Origin of the sequence: Cobetia crustatorum (genome assembly GCF_000591415.1) — a bacterium.
Lineage (GTDB): Bacteria > Pseudomonadota > Gammaproteobacteria > Pseudomonadales > Halomonadaceae > Cobetia > Cobetia crustatorum.
This window is the reverse complement of sequence record NZ_JEMF01000007.1, coordinates 21852-39497: the sequence shown is the minus strand read 5'-3', so window position 1 is coordinate 39497 and position 17646 is coordinate 21852. Positions and strand designations below refer to the sequence as shown.

The 17646-nt window shown below is 55.2% G+C and carries 14 protein-coding genes and 1 tRNA gene; 11 read left to right on the top strand and 4 right to left on the bottom strand.

Annotated features, from left to right (window positions below):
- Window positions 1-150: 150 nt before the first annotated feature.
- Entirely contained in the window at window positions 151-2166 is a 2016-nt protein-coding gene (locus BF12_RS18145) for a putative bifunctional diguanylate cyclase/phosphodiesterase (protein WP_246116401.1), read from the top strand.
- A gap of 433 nt (window positions 2167-2599) precedes the next feature.
- Here BF12_RS18145 and BF12_RS0101410 read toward each other — a convergent pair whose 3' ends face one another.
- Window positions 2600-3586: a LysR family transcriptional regulator gene (locus BF12_RS0101410; RefSeq protein ID WP_024950705.1), complete on the bottom strand. Its 987-nt coding sequence runs from the start codon at window positions 3584-3586 to the stop codon at window positions 2600-2602.
- A 251-nt stretch (window positions 3587-3837) separates the two neighbouring features.
- Here BF12_RS0101410 and trpB point away from each other — a divergent pair, with 251 nt between their 5' ends.
- Both trpB and trpA read left to right on the top strand, forming a co-directional pair.
- Window positions 3838-5079: a tryptophan synthase subunit beta gene (trpB, locus tag BF12_RS0101405; protein ID WP_024950704.1), complete on the top strand. Its 1242-nt coding sequence runs from the start codon at window positions 3838-3840 to the stop codon at window positions 5077-5079.
- Window positions 5080-5189: 110 nt separating this feature from the next.
- Window positions 5190-6038 (top strand): tryptophan synthase subunit alpha, encoded by an 849-nt coding sequence (gene trpA / locus BF12_RS0101400; protein WP_024950703.1) that lies wholly within the window; start codon window positions 5190-5192, stop codon window positions 6036-6038.
- A 125-nt stretch (window positions 6039-6163) separates the two neighbouring features.
- On the opposite strand, the gene BF12_RS18140 is transcribed toward trpA, so the two are convergent.
- Window positions 6164-7006: an alpha/beta fold hydrolase gene (locus BF12_RS18140; RefSeq protein WP_024950702.1), complete on the bottom strand. Its 843-nt coding sequence runs from the start codon at window positions 7004-7006 to the stop codon at window positions 6164-6166.
- A gap of 545 nt (window positions 7007-7551) precedes the next feature.
- Between BF12_RS18140 and BF12_RS0101380 the strand changes: the two genes are divergently transcribed.
- The 3 genes from BF12_RS0101380 (at window position 7552) to BF12_RS21875 (ending at window position 10595) form a co-directional block, all read left to right on the top strand.
- Window positions 7552-9903 (top strand): EAL domain-containing protein, encoded by a 2352-nt coding sequence (locus tag BF12_RS0101380; protein ID WP_144726257.1) that lies wholly within the window; start codon window positions 7552-7554, stop codon window positions 9901-9903.
- A gap of 67 nt (window positions 9904-9970) precedes the next feature.
- A tRNA-Arg gene (locus BF12_RS0101375) sits at window positions 9971-10047 on the top strand.
- A gap of 392 nt (window positions 10048-10439) precedes the next feature.
- The gene (locus tag BF12_RS21875; RefSeq protein ID WP_156941103.1) at window positions 10440-10595 is read left to right on the top strand and encodes a hypothetical protein; all 156 of its coding nucleotides are present in this window, start codon (window positions 10440-10442) and stop codon (window positions 10593-10595) included.
- Window positions 10596-10993: 398 nt separating this feature from the next.
- Here BF12_RS21875 and BF12_RS0101365 read toward each other — a convergent pair whose 3' ends face one another.
- Window positions 10994-12145: a glycosyltransferase gene (locus BF12_RS0101365; RefSeq protein WP_024950700.1), complete on the bottom strand. Its 1152-nt coding sequence runs from the start codon at window positions 12143-12145 to the stop codon at window positions 10994-10996.
- A 544-nt stretch (window positions 12146-12689) separates the two neighbouring features.
- Here BF12_RS0101365 and BF12_RS0101360 point away from each other — a divergent pair.
- Entirely contained in the window at window positions 12690-13532 is an 843-nt protein-coding gene (locus BF12_RS0101360) for a methyltransferase domain-containing protein (RefSeq protein ID WP_024950699.1), read from the top strand.
- A gap of 84 nt (window positions 13533-13616) precedes the next feature.
- Window positions 13617-14672 carry a methyltransferase gene (locus BF12_RS0101355; RefSeq protein WP_024950698.1) on the top strand — a complete coding sequence of 352 codons (1056 nt, stop codon included), beginning with the start codon at window positions 13617-13619 and terminating at the stop codon, window positions 14670-14672.
- A gap of 23 nt (window positions 14673-14695) precedes the next feature.
- Here BF12_RS0101355 and BF12_RS0101350 read toward each other — a convergent pair whose 3' ends face one another.
- Entirely contained in the window at window positions 14696-15235 is a 540-nt protein-coding gene (locus tag BF12_RS0101350) for a GreA/GreB family elongation factor (protein ID WP_084487911.1), read from the bottom strand.
- A gap of 178 nt (window positions 15236-15413) precedes the next feature.
- Here BF12_RS0101350 and BF12_RS0101345 point away from each other — a divergent pair, with 178 nt between their 5' ends.
- The 3 genes from BF12_RS0101345 to BF12_RS0101335 all read left to right on the top strand — a co-directional run bounded on the left by BF12_RS0101345 (window position 15414) and on the right by BF12_RS0101335 (window position 17628).
- The gene (locus BF12_RS0101345; protein ID WP_024950696.1) at window positions 15414-16097 is read left to right on the top strand and encodes a tetratricopeptide repeat protein; all 684 of its coding nucleotides are present in this window, start codon (window positions 15414-15416) and stop codon (window positions 16095-16097) included.
- A 165-nt stretch (window positions 16098-16262) separates the two neighbouring features.
- Entirely contained in the window at window positions 16263-16901 is a 639-nt protein-coding gene (locus BF12_RS0101340) for an NUDIX domain-containing protein (RefSeq protein WP_024950695.1), read from the top strand.
- 280 nt (window positions 16902-17181) lie between these two features.
- Window positions 17182-17628 (top strand): DUF1249 domain-containing protein, encoded by a 447-nt coding sequence (locus BF12_RS0101335; RefSeq protein WP_024950694.1) that lies wholly within the window; start codon window positions 17182-17184, stop codon window positions 17626-17628.
- Window positions 17629-17646: the final 18 nt, after the last annotated feature.

Genomic DNA, 17646 nt, shown 5'->3' with positions numbered 1-17646 from the left:
GCGTCAGGCGCTGGGTTTCTGCGCGGCAAACATATAGATTTGACCAAGGCAATGAATGCGTGGCCTCCCGAGTGCCGAATACGCAATTGATGCACTCTTCGTCGGTGTTCGGCGAGTAGGAACAAGATGGTAGTGGAGGTGTCCTTCATCATGACAAACGGGTTCCGTCAGGCCGGTAGTGCCGCCGGAATGTTGCGCTCCAGTCCAGCCATTATTGCCGTAGCGATGTTACTCATGGCAGTGCTGGTGGCGGGGGAGGGTATGATCGGCCGCTGGCTAACCGCGATGCTGATGGTGATTCTTGGCGCAACTGCGGGCATCATGCTAGCTCGTAAGCGTCAGGTGTTACATCATCAGCACACGCAGGAGGCGGTCATGCAGACGAGTATGGTTGGCCCCTCGACCAGCAAGGGACTTCCCGTCAGCGATCAACGATTTCGAGAGCTGTTGGAAAGTCTGCCACGCGTTGCTGTCCAGGGGTATGACAGTCAGCGCCGGGTCATCTACTGGAACGAGGCCAGTGAGCGGCTATATGGTTTCAGTGAGCAGGAAGCTCGCGGACGATGTCTGGAATCCTTGTTGATTCCGGAAACGATGGCAGGCGTTGTAGTGGAGGCGCACCATGCATGGGTTAGCAAAGGTGTCGAGATCCCTTCCAGTGAACTTGAGCTAAAGCACAAGTCAGGGGCCCCTGTGCCTGTGTTTTCTCACCATGTCATGCTGGGGGAGCGCACGGAAAACCCGTTAATGTTCTGTATCGACATTGATCTGACGGGGGAGCGTAAGGTTCAGCGTGAGCTGGATTACATGACGCGCTTTGATCCTTTGACTGAGCTGCCCAATCGGCAGACCTTTGAGAGCGAACTCGAGCAGTCACTGAGCGAGTGCCAGCGGCATGGCGATACGCTGATGGTGCTATTTCTCGATATCGATCATTTCACCGAAATCAACGACACCTTGGGATATGAGACGGGGGATCGGGTCATTCGCAGTGTGGCGTCACGTTTACAAGGCTTCCAGCGAGGCCAAGACCTTCTGTCGCGCTTTGGGGGTGATGAGTTTGTATTAGCCATGCCGCGTCTGGATTACGAAAGTGATGCACTGGCAGTGGTCGAGCGTATTCGTGAAGACTTCCAGCGCCCCTTCACTATTGATGGGCGCGAGCTATTGTTGCGCTTGAGTATTGGTATCAGCTTGTATCCCGAAAATGGCAGCGATGCAGCAGAATTGGTGCGCAATGCCGACGTCGCGAAGCACCGTGCCAAGCAGGCAGGTCGTGATGGCTATCAATTCTTCAACCAGGAAGTCCGTAATGAGATGCTGCATCAGCATCATCTGGCTGGGCGTCTGCAAGCACTGTTGAATCAGGATGGTGGCGGCGAGCTTTCTTTGCACTATCAGCCCCAGGTAGCCGCCCGTAGTGAGCGGATCGAGTCTGTAGAGGCGCTGATGCGTTGGCACGCGCCGGAAGGCAATATCCCCCCCTCTGATTTTATCAAGGTGGCAGAGCGCACCAATCTCATTGAGCGTCTGGGAGACTGGGTTATTCGTCAGGCATGCCGTCAGCAGGCGGAATGGCATGCACTAGGCCTCAAGGGCTACCGCATCGACATCAATATTTCGGGACGGCAGGCGACGAACTCTGACGTTTTTCAGCGTCTTGAAGACTGCGTTGCGGAATACGGATTAACGCCACGCGATATCGGTATAGAGCTAACCGAGAACGTCTTGCTCGAAGCAGACGTTAAGGTGCGCGATAGCTTACGGGCCTTGCATGATCGTGGTTACAAGATCGCGATTGATGACTTTGGGACAGGATATTCCTCGATGAGCTATCTCAAGATGCTGCCAGTCACAGCGCTCAAGATTGATCGCTCATTCGTGACGGAGTGTGCTCATGAACCGAAGGATCGCGCGATCATGGAAGCAACCGTCTTCCTGGGTCATCGCTTGGGGCTGGAGGTGGTGGCTGAGGGCGTGGAGAATATTGAGCAGCTTGAGCTGTTGCGTGAGATGCGTTGCGACCTCATTCAGGGCTATTATTTTTATAAGCCCATGGCGGCAACCGATATCCAGCGTTTGCTTTTGGGTGGTAATAATCCGCCGAGTCACCGCGTAAGTACTGGGCATGGCGAAAACGGTACCGCAGCGCCAGAATGCCATTGAAGCAGCGTTGGTTCGGTGCCACAGCAGCATGGGACTGTTGCTGACAATGTGCTTTTTTGTTCGCGGGCTAAAAGATATGATGCTTGCAGTTGAAGCGGGATAGGCTGTCATTTTCATCGGTTGATGAAGAGTTGCAGTCTGTTACGGAGTTGTTGAGTCGAGCATGTTGTGACTCCTCGATGACGCCTGCCGAGGGTGGCTGCGTCGTTCAATGCGCAGAGTTGTTCGCCCACTCTCGCTTCCGACCTGCTTGGCAGGTTGCGATGGTTCCTTGAGCGGATTTAACGATCTTTCTGGCAATATCCTCTGGATATAATGGCCGGTCAGGCCAGTCCTTGTGACTGGCCTTTTTTATGCCCGATTGTTGGAGGTGCGGGCATCTTTTGCCACGTAACGTCTTTGGTCAGTCTCTCTGCTTGGTACGTTCGTGGGTCTACTGTCCAGCATGTGGAGCCGCCGCCAGTTCTTGTGCTAGCCAGGCAGACAGTGCATCGGCATACGGGTGACGGCCTCGAGCACGTCCGGCTTCGGGCAGTGTCAGGGTCAGGCATGCTTGTGTCTCGACAAAGCCCCACGGGGCTATCAGGCGCTTGCTGCGTAAATCTTCTTCCACCAGATAGTCAGGCGCGATGCCCACTCCAAGTCCGACCAGAGTCGCCTCCAGTAGATAGTTGAGGTGCTCAAACCCCTGCGCATAATGCAGCTGGTCACTGGGTAGTGACTGGCGAGCACACCAGTCAGGCCATGCCTGAGAACGTGATCGGGTGTGCAGTAATGGCAGGTCTAGCAGCACAGCTGGCGAGGGGGGAGTCTCATTGGGTAACCAGGCGGTATCGGGACGTAGTACGGGGCCGATGCGTTCCTTGCCGAGAACACGTGTCTCTTGGCGTTCTGTCTCCTTGAAGGGCGGCATCTGGAAGCGCAATACACCATCTATCCCCGGTCTGAGCGTGTCAGCTTCATCGCTGGCCGTCAGATGCAGCTCCAGCTCTGGGAGCGATTGCTTGAGCGCGCCGAGTCGCGGGATACACCAGCGTGCGAGAAATGATCCGGGGCAACTGAGAACAAATGGTGCGCGTGCATCTCGACGTGTCAGTTCTGAACAGACCCGTGCCAACCCGCCCAGGTGATGGCGAGTCGCCGTTGCCAGTTCATGTCCGGCCTGAGTCAAACGCAAACCGCGCCCGACACGCTCGAATAATTGTGTTCCCAGTGTCTCTTCCAACTGACGAATCTGACGACTGACTGCTCCATGTGTGACATGCAGGGCTTCTGCAGCGCGTGAAGCGCTTTCAAAGCGTGCTGCTGCGTCAAAGGCACGAAGGGCGTTGAGGGGCGGCAGCATGGGCAGATTCAGGTCACGTCCAGATGAAGCCGTCAATGGCGAGTCATCGGAAATCGGCAAGGTCTTATGGGCCAATGGATAGCCTCCTTGATGATTAATGAGGGTAAAAGCATGACCGGGCGCAACAGAACTCTGTGAGGTGATCGGTCGTAGTCAATATAGAATGTGTGAGAATAACTCACATATATAAGCGGATATATCGTTTTTCTTCCTGAGCTTGGGGCGCTAGGATGATCAGCATACCGTCGGCCTCGTTGATCAATCGCTCTGTGTTTTGGAGCTGGACGTTAGAGGCCAACCACCGACACGATTTCGAGGAGTTCAACATGAGCCAGTCGACTGCCACAGCCAGCCTTCGCCAAGGCCCCGATGCCAAGGGCTTCTTCGGTGACTTCGGTGGGCGCTTTGTTGCCGAAACTCTGATGCCGTTGATTTTGCACCTGCAGCGTGAATATGAAGCTGCTCAGCAGGATCCGGCCTTTGCCAAGGAGCTGGCAGGTTTATCCGCTGATTACGTTGGCCGCCAGAGCCCACTGTATTTTGCTGAGCGGCTGACCGAAAAGCTGGGCGGCGCCAAGGTCTATCTCAAGCGAGAAGATCTGATGCATACCGGCGCTCACAAGATCAACAATGCACTCGGACAGGTACTGTTGGCGCGTCGCATGGGCAAGCAGCGCATCATCGCTGAGACGGGTGCCGGCATGCATGGCGTAGCGACTGCGACCGTTGCAGCGCGCTTTGGTCTGGACTGTGTGATCTACATGGGCTCTACCGACATTCACCGCCAGCAGCCCAACGTGCAGCGCATGCAGCTGCTGGGCGCCAAGGTCGTGCCGGTCACGGCAGGCGATGGCACACTGAAAGACGCCATGAACGAAGCGTTGCGTGACTGGGTGACCAATGTCGACGATACCTTTTACATCATCGGCACCGTGGCGGGCCCGCACCCGTATCCGCAGCTGGTACGCGACTTCCAGTCCGTCATCGGCAAGGAAGTGCGCACCCAGATTCTCGAGAAGGAAGGGCGCCTGCCAGATTCACTGGTCGCCTGTATCGGTGGCGGCTCCAACGCGATGGGTCTGTTCCACCCCTTCCTTGATGATGAGAGTGTCGAGATCATTGGCGTGGAAGCCGCTGGTGAAGGCCTCGATACGCCACGCCATGCTGCCAGCCTCAAAGGCGGAAAGCCGGGCGTACTGCACGGTAACCGTACCTTCCTGCTGCAGGATGAAGAAGGACAGATCGGTGATGCTCATTCCATCTCGGCTGGGCTCGACTATCCGGGTATTGGTCCTGAGCATGCCTGGTTGCATGACATCAAGCGCGCAGAATATGTCGCTGCGACAGATCAGGAAGCATTGGATGCCTTCCAGATGCTGTGCCGTCTGGAAGGCATCATTCCGGCCCTGGAGTCTGCTCACGCACTGGCGGAGGTCATCAAGCGCGCGCCCGAACTGCCGAAGGATCACCTGATGGTCGTTAATCTCAGTGGTCGTGGTGACAAGGATATGGCCACCGTCACGCATCATCTTGCTGATGAGCTTGGTTTGAATCCTGACGCCGCTTGAGTCTTGTTATTTCTTGAGTCGTGCCTTGAGTTGCATCTCTATCGCCTTTTGCCCTTTTATGCCTGTGTGCGCTGACGGCGTGTGCAGGCCAGGAAATTCGGAGCCTACCGATGAGCATTTCCGCTACTGATACCGACAAGGCTGCGACTGACAGCCGTCTTGACCGTCGCTTTGCCGCTGTTCGTGCTGAAAGTCGTGCTGCACTGGTCACCTATATCACGGCCGGTGACCCAGGCTATGACGCTAGCCTAGCCACATTTCTTGGCATGGCAGAAGCTGGTGCCGACGTGATTGAGCTGGGCATGCCTTTCACCGACCCGATGGCGGATGGCTTGGCAATTCAGCACGCGACGCAACGGGCGCTGAAGGCTGGTCAGACAATGGATCGTACTCTTGCGATGGTCAGTGAGTTCCGCAAGCAGGATCAGGATACGCCGATCGTGCTGATGGGTTACTACAATCCGATCTATCGTCGTGGTGTGGCACGTTTCCTTGAGCAGGCGAGTGACGCCGGTGTTGATGGCTTGATTGTGGTTGATCTACCGCCTGAGCATGATGATGAGCTCTGTTTGCCAGCAGCACAGGCGGGCATCAGCTTCATCCGTCTTGCTACGCCGACGACCAATAGCGAGCGTCTACCGAGTGTGCTGGCCAACACGTCTGGCTTCCTCTATTACGTATCGAGCAATGGCGTAACCGGTGGCGCAGCGCCTACCGCTGAGAAGGTCGAGGCTGAAGTGGGGCGTATCCGCGAGCATACCGATATTCCTGTCGCGGTAGGTTTCGGTATTCGCACTGCGGAGCAGGCCGCGCGTATCGGGCGTTTTGCTGATGGTGTGGTGGTGGGGTCTGCATTGATTGATCTGCAAGCCAATGCAGAGACGCCAGAGCAAGGTACGCATGATGTTCATGCGTTGACGCGCGAGCTGGCCGATGCACTGAGATCCGCACGCAAGTGATGGGTTGCTATTCAGCGTAATGATCACCAGTAGTATTTAATACGACAACGCCCCAGCCTTTTCAGGTGGGGCGTTGTCGTGTATGGGCGTCTTGTTCGTACTGCTGAAGGCACTCTCCTTCAGCGTCAGAGAGCCGGCAGTTGTGTCTCAAGCCAGTCATGTAACAGCTCGCGTACTTTTGCCTCATTGCTCCATTGCAGGATCAGGTGAGGGGCATCAGGCAGGTAATGCACCTCTAGAGTGGGGCGTGACATCTTGGGCCAGTCATTGACCAAACGCTTAATTGCCACACGAGGAACCGTCGTATCGCTACCGCCATGCAGTAGTAAGGTCGGCGGCAGAGTCGATGTGTGTGGGTTGCTCCCTGGATCATTATCCGTGCCACTTCTCGTGCCCCTATTCGACAGCATGGTGACACTGTCACTGGCTCTGTCCGTGAAGCGGATCAGACCATAGTAGGCATCAAAGCGCACCTCGTGGATGACGCGTGAATCATTGCTCAAGCGCGCCGCTGAAGTCGGCAGTAGCTCATGTGCAGGGTATTGACGCGGTACGCTGAGTGTCTGATTTGGTGCCAGGTGTGCTGTCAGCCATAGGCCAGCATTGTAGAGGTAGCGCAGGCGGATACCGCCTCGTACGCCGGGTGCTGCCAGTATTGCTCCACGCACATCAAGCTCAGGATGCTCGGCTAACGCCGTCAGTACCACCGATCCCCCCATGCTCTCGCCAGCCAATATCAATGGCAGCTCGGGATGGCGCTGGCGAAGCACCTGGATTGCATCGATCAGATCATTGATCAGCAGTGCGCCTTCGGGCCATAGCCCTTTGTCATCAGATTCACCAAATCCGCGTTGGTCATAGGCGTAACTGACGATGCCTTGCTGGGCAAGCCATGGCCCTAGTGGCGCATACGCTAGTCGGAAATCTCCGTAGCTATGTAGCCCCAGCAGCATGGCGCGAGGAGGCATGTCTGCCACGGGGTGCCATGTTTGCCACGCCAAACGAGTGTTGTCGCGTGTGATCAGGCTGTATTGCCATCTTGTTCGATAAGATGAGGCGTCGTTGTGATATTGCCAGGCGCCAGATAGTGCGGCAGGCAAGCACTGATGAGTGGGAGACAGCAGGTACCGGCCAGCAGCAGGTGGTGATATTTCATGTGCCGCAGGCCTCATGATCAGAATAGGAGAGGATAAGGTTGGACGAGCCGCAGGAGGTTCCCAATAGGAATAGATGCAGAAGCGGTCTTCGAGACGCTCTTGGGGTAGATAGGTTCGAAATCGATCGGCGCCCGAGCGTCAGCGTGGACCAGTAGCATGACAGCCTCTAGCTCTGCCATCTTTCAACGCAACGTGTTGCGGTACTATCACTCTAGGAAAAGCTGATATCGAGTATCAGGCATCAAATGCCAGGTATCCATGTTGCAAGATGTACGGCGCCCTTATCTTGCGACAATCGCCGGTAGCGTCGCGCGAGATACCGAAAGCACTTGTCGCTTTTTCGGGAGGAGATAGCATTGAGTCATTCGACATTAACTACCGGCTTATCCAGCATGACTTCTCTTCCTGTCGGGGAGGAAGAGCTAGAGAGCCTACGATTGGTGGTTCAGCACACGACTAACGGGGTGTGCTGTTATGGCATGGACGGTCGCATTCGTTGGGTCAATCCCGCCTTCGAGCTGCTGACGGGTTATACCGCCGCTGAACTGGCAGGTAGGGTACCTAGCGAGATGTTGATGGGATCTGAATCAAACCCTCTCGTTATTGCCCGGTTGCGTGAACAGCGCAGTCGTGGCGAATCCAGCGATGAAGAACTGGTGCACTACCATTCCAGCGGTCGCTCGCTGCGGCTACGTTTGCGCTGTATTCCTCTGCTGGGGATAGACGGTACGCCGGAAGGCTATCTTGGGCTACAGACCGATGTGACGCAGACGCGTCAGGCGCAAGCGCTCAGTCAGTCTCAGTTGACACTGCTGGAGGCCGTGGCCGCAGGGCAGCCCCTCGAACAGACCTTGATGGAATTGTGTATCGCGATTGAGAGTGCGGCCACACATGTTCATTCATCGCTACTGCTTCTTGATGAGGCGGGAGAGTACATCGTCTCAGGGGTGTCTCCACAGTTGCCTGAAGGTTTCATGTCTGCTGTGCGTGGTTTGCGTATTGGGGAGGGGGTCGGCACCTGCGGTACGGCCATGTGGCGGCGAGAGTGTGTGTTGACGAAGTCACTGGCGACTGATCCTGCCTGGGAAGGATTTCGACACCATCCTCTGGCTTTGGGGCTTGAGGCATGCCTGTCGATGCCTGTTCTCGATAGTGCCGGAAACCCTATGGGTAGCTTTGCCTTTTACAGCGAGTCGAGAGAAGCGCTTGATACTGGTCATCAAAGCTTGCTCGAGGTGGCGGTGAACGTCGCTGGCCTTGCCATTGAGCGACATCGTCGTGATCAACAGCTGACTCATCAGGCGCTGCATGATGCTCTGACTGGCCTCCCCAATCGACGTCTACTGCGCCGCCATCTTTCGATGTTGGCTGATCAGGCGTTGGAAAGCGGAGAGGTCGGTGCTCTGATGTTGCTTGATCTTGACCACTTCAAACGCCTTAACGACGTGCTTGGGCATGATGCGGGAGATCGTGCCTTGATCCAGATTGCTTCTCGGCTTGAACAAATCATAGAGCCGGGTGACATGCTGGCTCGTCATGGTGGTGACGAATTCATTGTTCTACTGGCACCCCGCTCGGGCTCAATGCTTGAGGGAATGACAAGAGCTCGGCAGATGGGTGAGGTCATGCTTCAGCGATTGCGTGAACCGCTCGTATTGGAAGGGCGTACCCACCAGCTCTCCGGTTCGCTGGGAATCAGCCTATATCCACAGGTAGGCGGCGGATATCCTTCTCAGTCAGACTCAAATGAAATCGACGAATGTGATACTTGGGGGCATTTGTTGCACGAGGCGGATATCGCCCTTTATGAGAGTAAAAGCGCAGGACGTGCTCGTTTGTGCTTTTTTTGCCCCGAGATGCGGCATCAGATAATCGCTGCTACCCGTATGGAACAGGCGCTGCGTCATGCGTTATCACGCCAGCAATTGAGCGTGCACTTGCAGCCTCAGTTCATGTTACCTGCTACTGGTGCGCCGTATCTGGTCGCAGCGGAAGCGCTGCTACGCTGGAATGACCCGACACTGGGCAATGTCTCGCCTGCGACCTTTATCCCTATCGCCGAGGAGTCTGGATTGATCGTCGAGCTAGGCCATTGGGTGCTGGAGCAGGTTTGCATGGCATTGGCTGATATGACGGTCAAGGGGCGTACTCTCCCTATGGCTGTGAACGTGAGCCAAGTACAGTTTCGGAATGCTGATTTTGTACCTCGTGTTGCCAGCCTGCTGAAGCGCCACATCTTTTCATCTGATTTGCTGCGTATCGAGTTGACTGAAAGTCTGGCGTCCGAAGATGAAGATGACGTGCTGGACAAGATTGATCAGCTGGCGGCGCTGGGGCTAAGCTTCTCGATCGATGACTTTGGTATTGGCTATTCCAACTTGGCGCGCCTACGACGTATGCCGCTCAGTGAGCTCAAGATAGACCGTAGTTTTATCAATGATCTGGTGAGCGAAAGCGATGTGGTAGATGCGCGAGTCCATTCCGTGCCTGGTAAAGTGGTAGTGAGTCATGGCAATGAGATAGTACGTGCCATGTTAGTCATGGCCCAAGCGCTGTCATTGGAAGTCGTGGCAGAAGGAGTCGAGGAGGAGTACCAGCTAGAGGTGTTGCGTCAGCTGGGCTGTCAGCGTGTTCAGGGGTTCTTGCTTGGGCGCCCTCAGCCAATGGAGAAGCTGATTCAGGCGTTCGAGGCAAGGGAGCTTGCTTAATGAATGGCATTAGCACGGGACTCGGGTTTATCTCGCGAGTTCAATGGCTTATAATCCTTCCCGCTTCGCCCTCTTAGCTCAGCTGGATAGAGCGGCCCCCTCCTAAGGGGCAGGTCGCAGGTTCGACTCCTGCAGAGGGCACCAGCAGTGCCTTTCCTCGTTTGTCTTATTTTTAGATGTTTTAGCTATTAATCAATGCATGGTTAATTATATACATTGGCTAAATGATTTGTAATGTCGATATTTAAATGTATTTATAAAGCATCTTGCTGATATAGGTCTGTTTTCCGTATTAATAGCTCATCTATCAATATAGAGAAGTGGTCTTAAGTATTGTTGCCGATGTTTCAGATTGTCTATCGGTTGGCATATGCGCGACGACGATGCATCTGCGCTTATAGAGAATTAACCACTATCTTGGATAACATTCTTGATCAGCCAGTCTCTGAACAGGGCTGCAGCAGGGGATAGCGAGTGGTTATCAGTTGCGTACGTTTTTTGCTCTACGGAGCTTTCGCTTTCATGATCGCTACCCCATGCGCGCAGCTCATTTGACTCGTCGCGAAAAGCTGTTGCTGCTCGAGTTGGCGCTCACTGGCAACGTTGCATACTTCATTCTTCTGGCATTGGCCGTGCAGTTAGCCGGAGTGGCGGTGGCAGCTTTGATCAATGGCCTGGTTTGCTCTGCGTAATGCTAGGCAACTCAAGGGCGAGAGTTTCTCTTCGCGCGAATGGTCAACACTGCTAGGTATTGCAGCCGCAGTGGTCACCGCTGGAGCTTCCAGCTGAGCGCCTGTGGTTCTTTTTCGTGGCGGTGTTATCTGGACGATTCGCTCTGAAGAACGAACTTCGCGAGAGGCTTTTAGCGAGTATAAGGCGTGAGTGAGTACCTGAAGCGCTGGCTTTGATGCAGTGCGGCGCTCGCATAGAGTTTGTGTCGGTCGTGATTGCGTACTTGCCAAGGTGAAATTCCGAGCCTGCCTGCATATGGAGAGTACCTTCCTTATGCAGGCATTTCTATCTCGCTGATAGAGAGAGGAAGCTGCTTTTCTATCAATGGTAAATGATGGCTCCAGGTAGTGCTGGGGAGTCACTTGTCCGTCGGCAGTGATAAAAATGCTTCCATTATCCTGGTATCGCGGAAGCGCTCGATTAACTCCGGATCTGAATCAATGACAGGCGGATTGGCTAATCCTTCTCGTATCTTGGCTGCCAAGCCCTCAATGCTATCCTCGGAAATCAGGCGCGCCTGATCATTGATCAGTACATTGCGAACACCGCCAGGTACATCGGGCGCAACGCATGGTGTGCCGCAGCACATGCTTTCGACGAGGACTATTCCAAAGGCTTCACTGCGAGAGCTGAGCACGAACAACCGCGCATGCTTCATCCACGGATAAGGGTTGAGGCGACTACCAATCAGGTGAACTCTGTCCTCGACACCGAGCTCCTTGATCAGATTCTCGATCATTTCCCGCTTCGGTCCATCGCCGACAATGACGAGATCTTCCTCTATCTCGGCTGCCAGGTAGGCTCTGATCAGCACATCCTGACGCTTTACATCCGATAGACGGCAGACCTGTACCACAAAGGGGCGCTTGGGAAGCTCGACAGATTCGTTAGCCATTTCTGCAATGGAATCCAGGTTACAGACATTGCCGATCGTGGCTAATCTACGCGGTGAAATATGATGTTGGGCGAGCAGACCTTCGAGTTGGAGGCGTACGTTATCGGTATTGCAGATTATTTGCTTATTGGCATATAAACGGCGGAGTAGAAACCGTTGACGCCAGCTGTCCTTGTTCTGCCCGGGCCAGGAGACGGTGACTTGCCAAAGGCGAGAGTCTTGCAGCGCCCAAACCGTTTCGAATGCTCCCTGTCCACGCATGATGATGCGGTCGATAGGACCATGGCGATCTTCCAGCTTCTTGATGAAGCTGCGTAAGTAGTTCCCGCCATATAGCCCACGCCATACGAACCCTGAGCCCTTGATCAAGGGGGTCAGTAGCGCTCGGGTGAATATGTCGTAGACAAGGCCAATGCCTGTCTTTCGAAAGGCTTTGTCAAAATCGACTTGATGTAGATGTACGCCAGTGTCAGGCACAAGCTCTAATTCACCTTTGAGGACGAGTACATGAACCTCATGTCCCTCACGGTGCAATACGTTGGCAAGGTTGACGGTGTTGCGCTGAATGCCGCCAATATTGAGCTTGCGAACGACCAACAGGACGCGCTGTTTCATAGCAGGTTTCTATATCAGGAAGTGTCGGAGGATATGCGTATCCTACGCTGATCCTCAGAAAGGGGGAAATAGTACTCCTTCGCTGGTTTCTCTTGATGCAAAGCAACATAGACGCTATTCCTACTGCCCTTATGTCTCTGAATTCTTGTTGTCAAGAGAGCATGACATGCTAGTGCCTATAAGCAATGGCAGTGATGTTTTATTTGTGACCGATGTTCGCTTTATTATCTGAGAAGCCTAAATATTATGAATGTTCTTATATTAAATATCTGAGTTGTTTATCTTTCCCTCCTTGAAATCCAAAAGTTCCATGCTGGCTTATGGCTCGGCTAGCTTGCATTCTGTCGATGATGGGGTAGCCTACTCGCGCTTTACTGGTTGAGAGTCCCACCGTGTTCGAAGCTTTTGAGTGCACTGGCAGTTTGTGCCCCAGCCTTGGCGGTGAAGGCATTGAGCTGTCATTGGCGCCTTCGCAAGGATGTGATGGGCGTTGTCTGCCCATCACATCATTTGATGTCATTTCAAACCTAAGAATCCCCCCTGTATGCCTGATCAATCTCTGCCTTCTTCGTCTCGCGTGCGCCGCGCAACAGCAGACCGTCATTTTGATGGGCTAGCTGACAAGTTCGAGCGCGGATTTTATTCTACCGAGCGTGGACAGGTTCGCCTCGAGTTGACGCGACGGCTGCTGGAAGAGCGCTTTGCGAACCTGCCCGCCAGTGAAGTGCTGGAAATTGGCGCTGGGCTTGGTCAGACCGCACTCTGGTGGCTGACGCATGGACATCAGCTCACACTGGTTGAGCCATCAGGTGAAATGCGTGAGCGTGCGCAACAGCGGCTTGCAGAGTCGGCTGAGCAGGGTGTTCTGACAGAATCTGCTCTGGCTCGCCTGGCATGGTCTGGCGAGGACCTGCAGGGCTTTTCGGGCCGCGCCAAGCGCCAATGGCCGGTGGTTGTCTGTCATGCTGTGCTTGAATGGCTCGTCGCGCCACAACAGGGGTTTGCGCTATTGGCAGGCTTGTTGGCACCTGGTGGGGTCATGTCGCTCAGCGTCTTCAATCGTGATGCTCTGGCATTCTCGAATGTGACCAAGGGCAATTTCGACAAGACGCTGGAGGATCGCCTGGCGGGCTGGGGAACCGGCAAGCGCTTGACGCCTATCTCGCCACTGCGTGACGCCGAGATTCGTCAGTGGGCCAGTGATGCAGGACTTGAGGTCCGTGAACTTACCGGTCTGCGCGTTTTCCATGATTATCTGCGCTCGCGTGAACCACTGAGCAACACTGACATGCAAAAGCTGCTGGAGCTGGAGTGTCGTCACTGGCGTACGGTGCCCTTTGTCTATCTGGGGCGTTATCTGCACTACGAGCTAGTGCGTCCCGCCTGATTGACTGCTGTCTCGTTTGAATATGCTTCATAGCCGCACCCTTATTTCTGCCCCCCCCCTTTTTTTTACCCCGCTGGAGTCACCATGACCGCCCAAACCCCCGCCTGCCAGTTGCTTGAACGCCAGGATAGCGACTTTCGTGATTGGCTGTGGGTCGCGCCCCCTCGTGATGACTGGTGGTTGGCGGCTGATCGTCAACGCCGTGTATGGGGGCACGATACCGGTATCCTCAACGCCGCACGCGATGCTGAGCATCGGGTAAGCCATGCTGTCGCTTTTGCAGAGGCGCGTGCAGATGACGCCATTGCACACGCCGCCGGTGCTTTGTTGTTCTGGCCCAAGGCACATGCGTTGGGTGAGTGGTGGCTGGTGGCACTGTGTCATGTGCTACCCGCGGGTACGCCGATCAAGGTCGTGGGGGAGGTCAATGGTGGCATCAAGCGCGCCGAGCGCATTCTCAAGGCGCTCGGCATGGTGGCACGCAAGGATGATACGGCGCGGCGCTGTCAGCTGTGGTCGTCCACGACTCGTGAGCTCACTCCTGATCTGGCGGCGAGCGCAGACTCACCTCTCGCCGTCGAAGGGCAGTGGACAGAGGGCTGGGGCGAGTTTGAAGCCTTGGATATGCGCCTGACTAGCCATCCCGGTCTTTATGGCAATGCCAAGCTGGATCCGGGCACTGCGCTTCTACTGGGTAGCCTGCCGACGCGTGGTTACAAGCGTGCGCTGGATATCGGCGCTGGCGACGGCGTCATCAGCTGCTGGCTAGCCAAGCATGGTGCTCGTGTGATGGCAGGTGACGTGAGTGCCTTTGCGGTGGAGGCCACTCAGCGCAGCCTGGCGCTCAATGGCCTCGAGGGAGACGTGCGCCTCAGCGATGTCTTCTCGGCCTTTGAAGGAGAGCGTTTTGAGGCGATCGTCGCCAATCCGCCATTTCATCATGAGCGCGATATCGACTATGGACCTGCCGCACGGCTGATTCGTCAGGCGTCGGATCACCTGATGCCCGGCGGAACGCTGACGCTGGTCGCCAATGCCTTCCTGCCGTACCCGGACCTGCTTCAGGCCGCTTTCGGTGAATTTGAAGTGCTCGCTGATACGCGGCAGTTCAAGGTCTATCGTGCCCGCAAGGCGCGCTGATACTCGTATCACTCTAGAGTTGGTCACTCCTCCGATGATTGATAGCGGATAGCCGTGACGATATAGATCGTCTTTCCGCCCGGCGCTGTCACGCTCACTTCATCATCCAGCCCCTTGCCCAGCAATGCCTTGGCAAGGGGGGCATCGACGCTGATCCAGCGGCGAGGATTGTCGGTCTCATCGGGGCCGACGATACGAATCTCCATTTCTTCTCCTTGTGCATCCTCCAGTGTCACGAACGCCGCGAAATACACCTTGTCCTGATCTGCCGGTAGGCGATCCACTACCGTCAACTTATCGAGGCGTTTTTCCAGATAAGCGATACGCGCGATCGTCTGATTGAGCGCTTTCTTGTTGTACGTATAGTCCGCGTTCTCACTACGATCGCCCATGGCGGCAGCTTCACCTGTCTTACGTGAGAGTTCCGGTCGTCTCACGCGACGCAGATGATCGATAAGGCCTTTCATGTGCGCGTAGCCTTGCGGGGTGATCACGTTGCTCTTCTTTTCCTGGCGCGGGTCAGTCTTGGGATCGCGCCAACGCGTCATGTTGCGGCCTTGCATGAGCCTCTCCAGAGTTTATGCGATGGTCCGGTCTGCGTTGAGGTTTGCGACCAAGGAGTATTGGCAACTAATTCAAACGTTCGTTACAGTTTTGACATGCCTGTCGAAGAAGCTATCTCACATGCCATGTGCTTGCCATGCAATTCCACTAACAATAACGAATGCTAGGGAGCTGTCCATGCTGTCATCTCAATCAGGTTCACGTCGTGCCACACGTCATCTGAGTCATCTGCTGATATCCGGAAGTATGGCGCTGAGTATTACGCTGGTCGGTATGACTGGTGCCTATGCTGCAGAGGGTGATGATGCTGTTTTTCCGCTCATGAAGCGTTGGGCTCAGATCAACTATCAGTCTACCGGCGATGCGCAGGAAAAGGGCATGGAAGGGCTCGGCAAGGAGGCCAGAGCGTTGGCGGACCAGTACCCAGGCAACGCCCATGTATTGACTTGGGAGGGCATAATCTTGGCCTCTTGGGCCAAAGCGCGAGGCGGCCTGGGTGCGCTAGATCTTGCCAAGGAAGCAAAAGCCACGCTTGAACAGGCCATCACGCTTGATCCGCGCGGTGATAATGCTTCGGCTTATGTGACGCTTGGGGCGCTCTATGACAAGGCGCCGGGGTGGCCGGTCGGCTTTGGTGATGATGAAAAGGCTGGTGAGGTGCTGCGCAAGGGGCTTGAGATCAGTCCAGATGGCATGGATACCAACTTCTATTATGCGGACTATCTCGCGTCCGAAGGCGAGGATGCCAAGGCGCTCGAGTACGCTCAAAAGGCGCTCAATGGTCCGGCGCGCCCTAATCGCGAGCTGGCAGATCAAGAGCTAAAGAAGGAAATACAGGCGTTGATCACGCGACTGAAATAATCTTCACAACAGCCACGAACATGTAGACTTTCTTGCTGCCCGAGCGGACTTTCCGCCCGGGCAGCGTCGTATTGGCAAGATGTGAGGTGAGTCTCTGACGTCGAGGTGCGGGCTGGTCAGCGCTGTCAGTGGTCGGGATAATGGCGCTTCAGCCAAGGAGGATGCATGAGCGATAGGCAAGAGCACGTGGCAGGTGAACAGGTATTCGCGCATGCGGATGTCGAAAATGTCGAAACCAAAGTACTGCAGGAAGGTTTCTTCCGACTTGAGCAACGTCAGTTGCGTCATAGGCGCTTCAATGGTGGCTGGAGTGATGTCATCAATCGCGAAGTGCACGTACGCCATGATGCCGTCGGTGTATTGCCCTACGACCCCGTGCATGATCGCGTGGTGTTCGTCGAGCAGATACGTGCAGGCATGCTCGACGATGAGCGGACTCCCTGGAGTTTGGAGCCGATTGCCGGTTTGGTAGATAAAGACGAGAGCGCTGCCGAAGTGGCGCGCCGCGAAGCAGACGAAGAGGCTGGATGCGAGCTCTCAGAGCTGATTGAGCTGTATCGTTATTATCCCAGCCCAGGTGCCTGTACTGAACAAGTCACCCTGTTCATCGGGCTGTGTGACAGCAGTGGGGTGGGCGGTGTGCATGGGTTGGCTGAAGAGAATGAGGACATCCGTGTTCACGTCCTCGACTTTCAGGCAGCGGTGGATCTACTGGAACAGGGCCGCCTCGGTAATGCCATGGCCATCATGGCAATGCAGTGGTTGCTGAAAGAGCGCGCCTCTCTTCGCGTGATGAAAGCTTGAGCTGTGCTGACTGAGCCACACCACTTGATCGGCGTCTGGCAAGCCCTGCTGGCTCACGCTGTGAATCTGGCCGACGCCAGAAGAGCTGCTATCCTTGGCTTCATCTCGAGAGAGGCTTCATCTTTGAGGCGCCTGAGTAAAGAGGGCAGGTGCACAAGGCGTAGGTTCGAGGCTTGAAGTTGAAAAGGTTGACCTCAAGACAGTGCACTTCACTCCATATCTTCTCCTGCCACGAACCATTACCGTGGCAGAAGACAACAGGTTCGCAAGGAGCTCGCCCATGCAGGTCAAGAAAGCCTATGTGGCTGACCTTAAAGCACTCCATGCTGAGTGCGGGTCCAACTATCTACGCCTTACACGTATCCTCGGTAAGGTTGAGGCCGGTGACAGCTTTGCCTTTCCGTTATCTGGCAGCCAAGGCGATTTCGGCACCTTGCTGTTGGAAGTCGTCGAGTGCGCGCCTTACACCACCATGGTGACGGTAGCCCAGACGGGCGTACTCGATCACATCATCGATTCACCTCGCATGAGTGTGCATCTCTATCACGATGTCCGCATGGCGGAAGTCACTGACTTTCAGCGTCAGCGTCATTTCGAAGGACGTAATCGCTATCCTAATCCACGCATGCATCAGCCGGATGAGAAGCTTCAGCTCAATCGCTTTCTGGGAGAGTGGCTGACTCACGTGCAAGCCTTCGGGCAGGCTGATGTCCCCGAGTTGCCCTGATGCTTGTTGAGCCGTGTT

What these genes read in the sequence shown, in the direction of transcription:
- BF12_RS18145 (WP_246116401.1), top strand. Translation starts at nt 151, where the DNA reads ATGACAAACGGGTTCCGTCAGGCCGGTAGTGCCGCCGGAATGTTGCGC.
- trpB (WP_024950704.1), top strand. Translation starts at nt 3,838, where the DNA reads ATGAGCCAGTCGACTGCCACAGCCAGCCTTCGCCAAGGCCCCGATGCC.
- trpA (WP_024950703.1), top strand. Translation starts at nt 5,190, where the DNA reads ATGAGCATTTCCGCTACTGATACCGACAAGGCTGCGACTGACAGCCGT.
- BF12_RS18140 (WP_024950702.1), bottom strand. Translation starts at nt 7,006, where the DNA reads ATGCCTCCTCGCGCCATGCTGCTGGGGCTACATAGCTACGGAGATTTC.
- BF12_RS21875 (WP_156941103.1), top strand. Translation starts at nt 10,440, where the DNA reads ATGCGCGCAGCTCATTTGACTCGTCGCGAAAAGCTGTTGCTGCTCGAG.
- BF12_RS0101365 (WP_024950700.1), bottom strand. Translation starts at nt 12,145, where the DNA reads ATGAAACAGCGCGTCCTGTTGGTCGTTCGCAAGCTCAATATTGGCGGC.
- BF12_RS0101360 (WP_024950699.1), top strand. Translation starts at nt 12,690, where the DNA reads ATGCCTGATCAATCTCTGCCTTCTTCGTCTCGCGTGCGCCGCGCAACA.
- BF12_RS0101355 (WP_024950698.1), top strand. Translation starts at nt 13,617, where the DNA reads ATGACCGCCCAAACCCCCGCCTGCCAGTTGCTTGAACGCCAGGATAGC.
- BF12_RS0101350 (WP_084487911.1), bottom strand. Translation starts at nt 15,235, where the DNA reads ATGCAAGGCCGCAACATGACGCGTTGGCGCGATCCCAAGACTGACCCG.
- BF12_RS0101345 (WP_024950696.1), top strand. Translation starts at nt 15,414, where the DNA reads ATGCTGTCATCTCAATCAGGTTCACGTCGTGCCACACGTCATCTGAGT.
- BF12_RS0101340 (WP_024950695.1), top strand. Translation starts at nt 16,263, where the DNA reads ATGAGCGATAGGCAAGAGCACGTGGCAGGTGAACAGGTATTCGCGCAT.
- BF12_RS0101335 (WP_024950694.1), top strand. Translation starts at nt 17,182, where the DNA reads ATGCAGGTCAAGAAAGCCTATGTGGCTGACCTTAAAGCACTCCATGCT.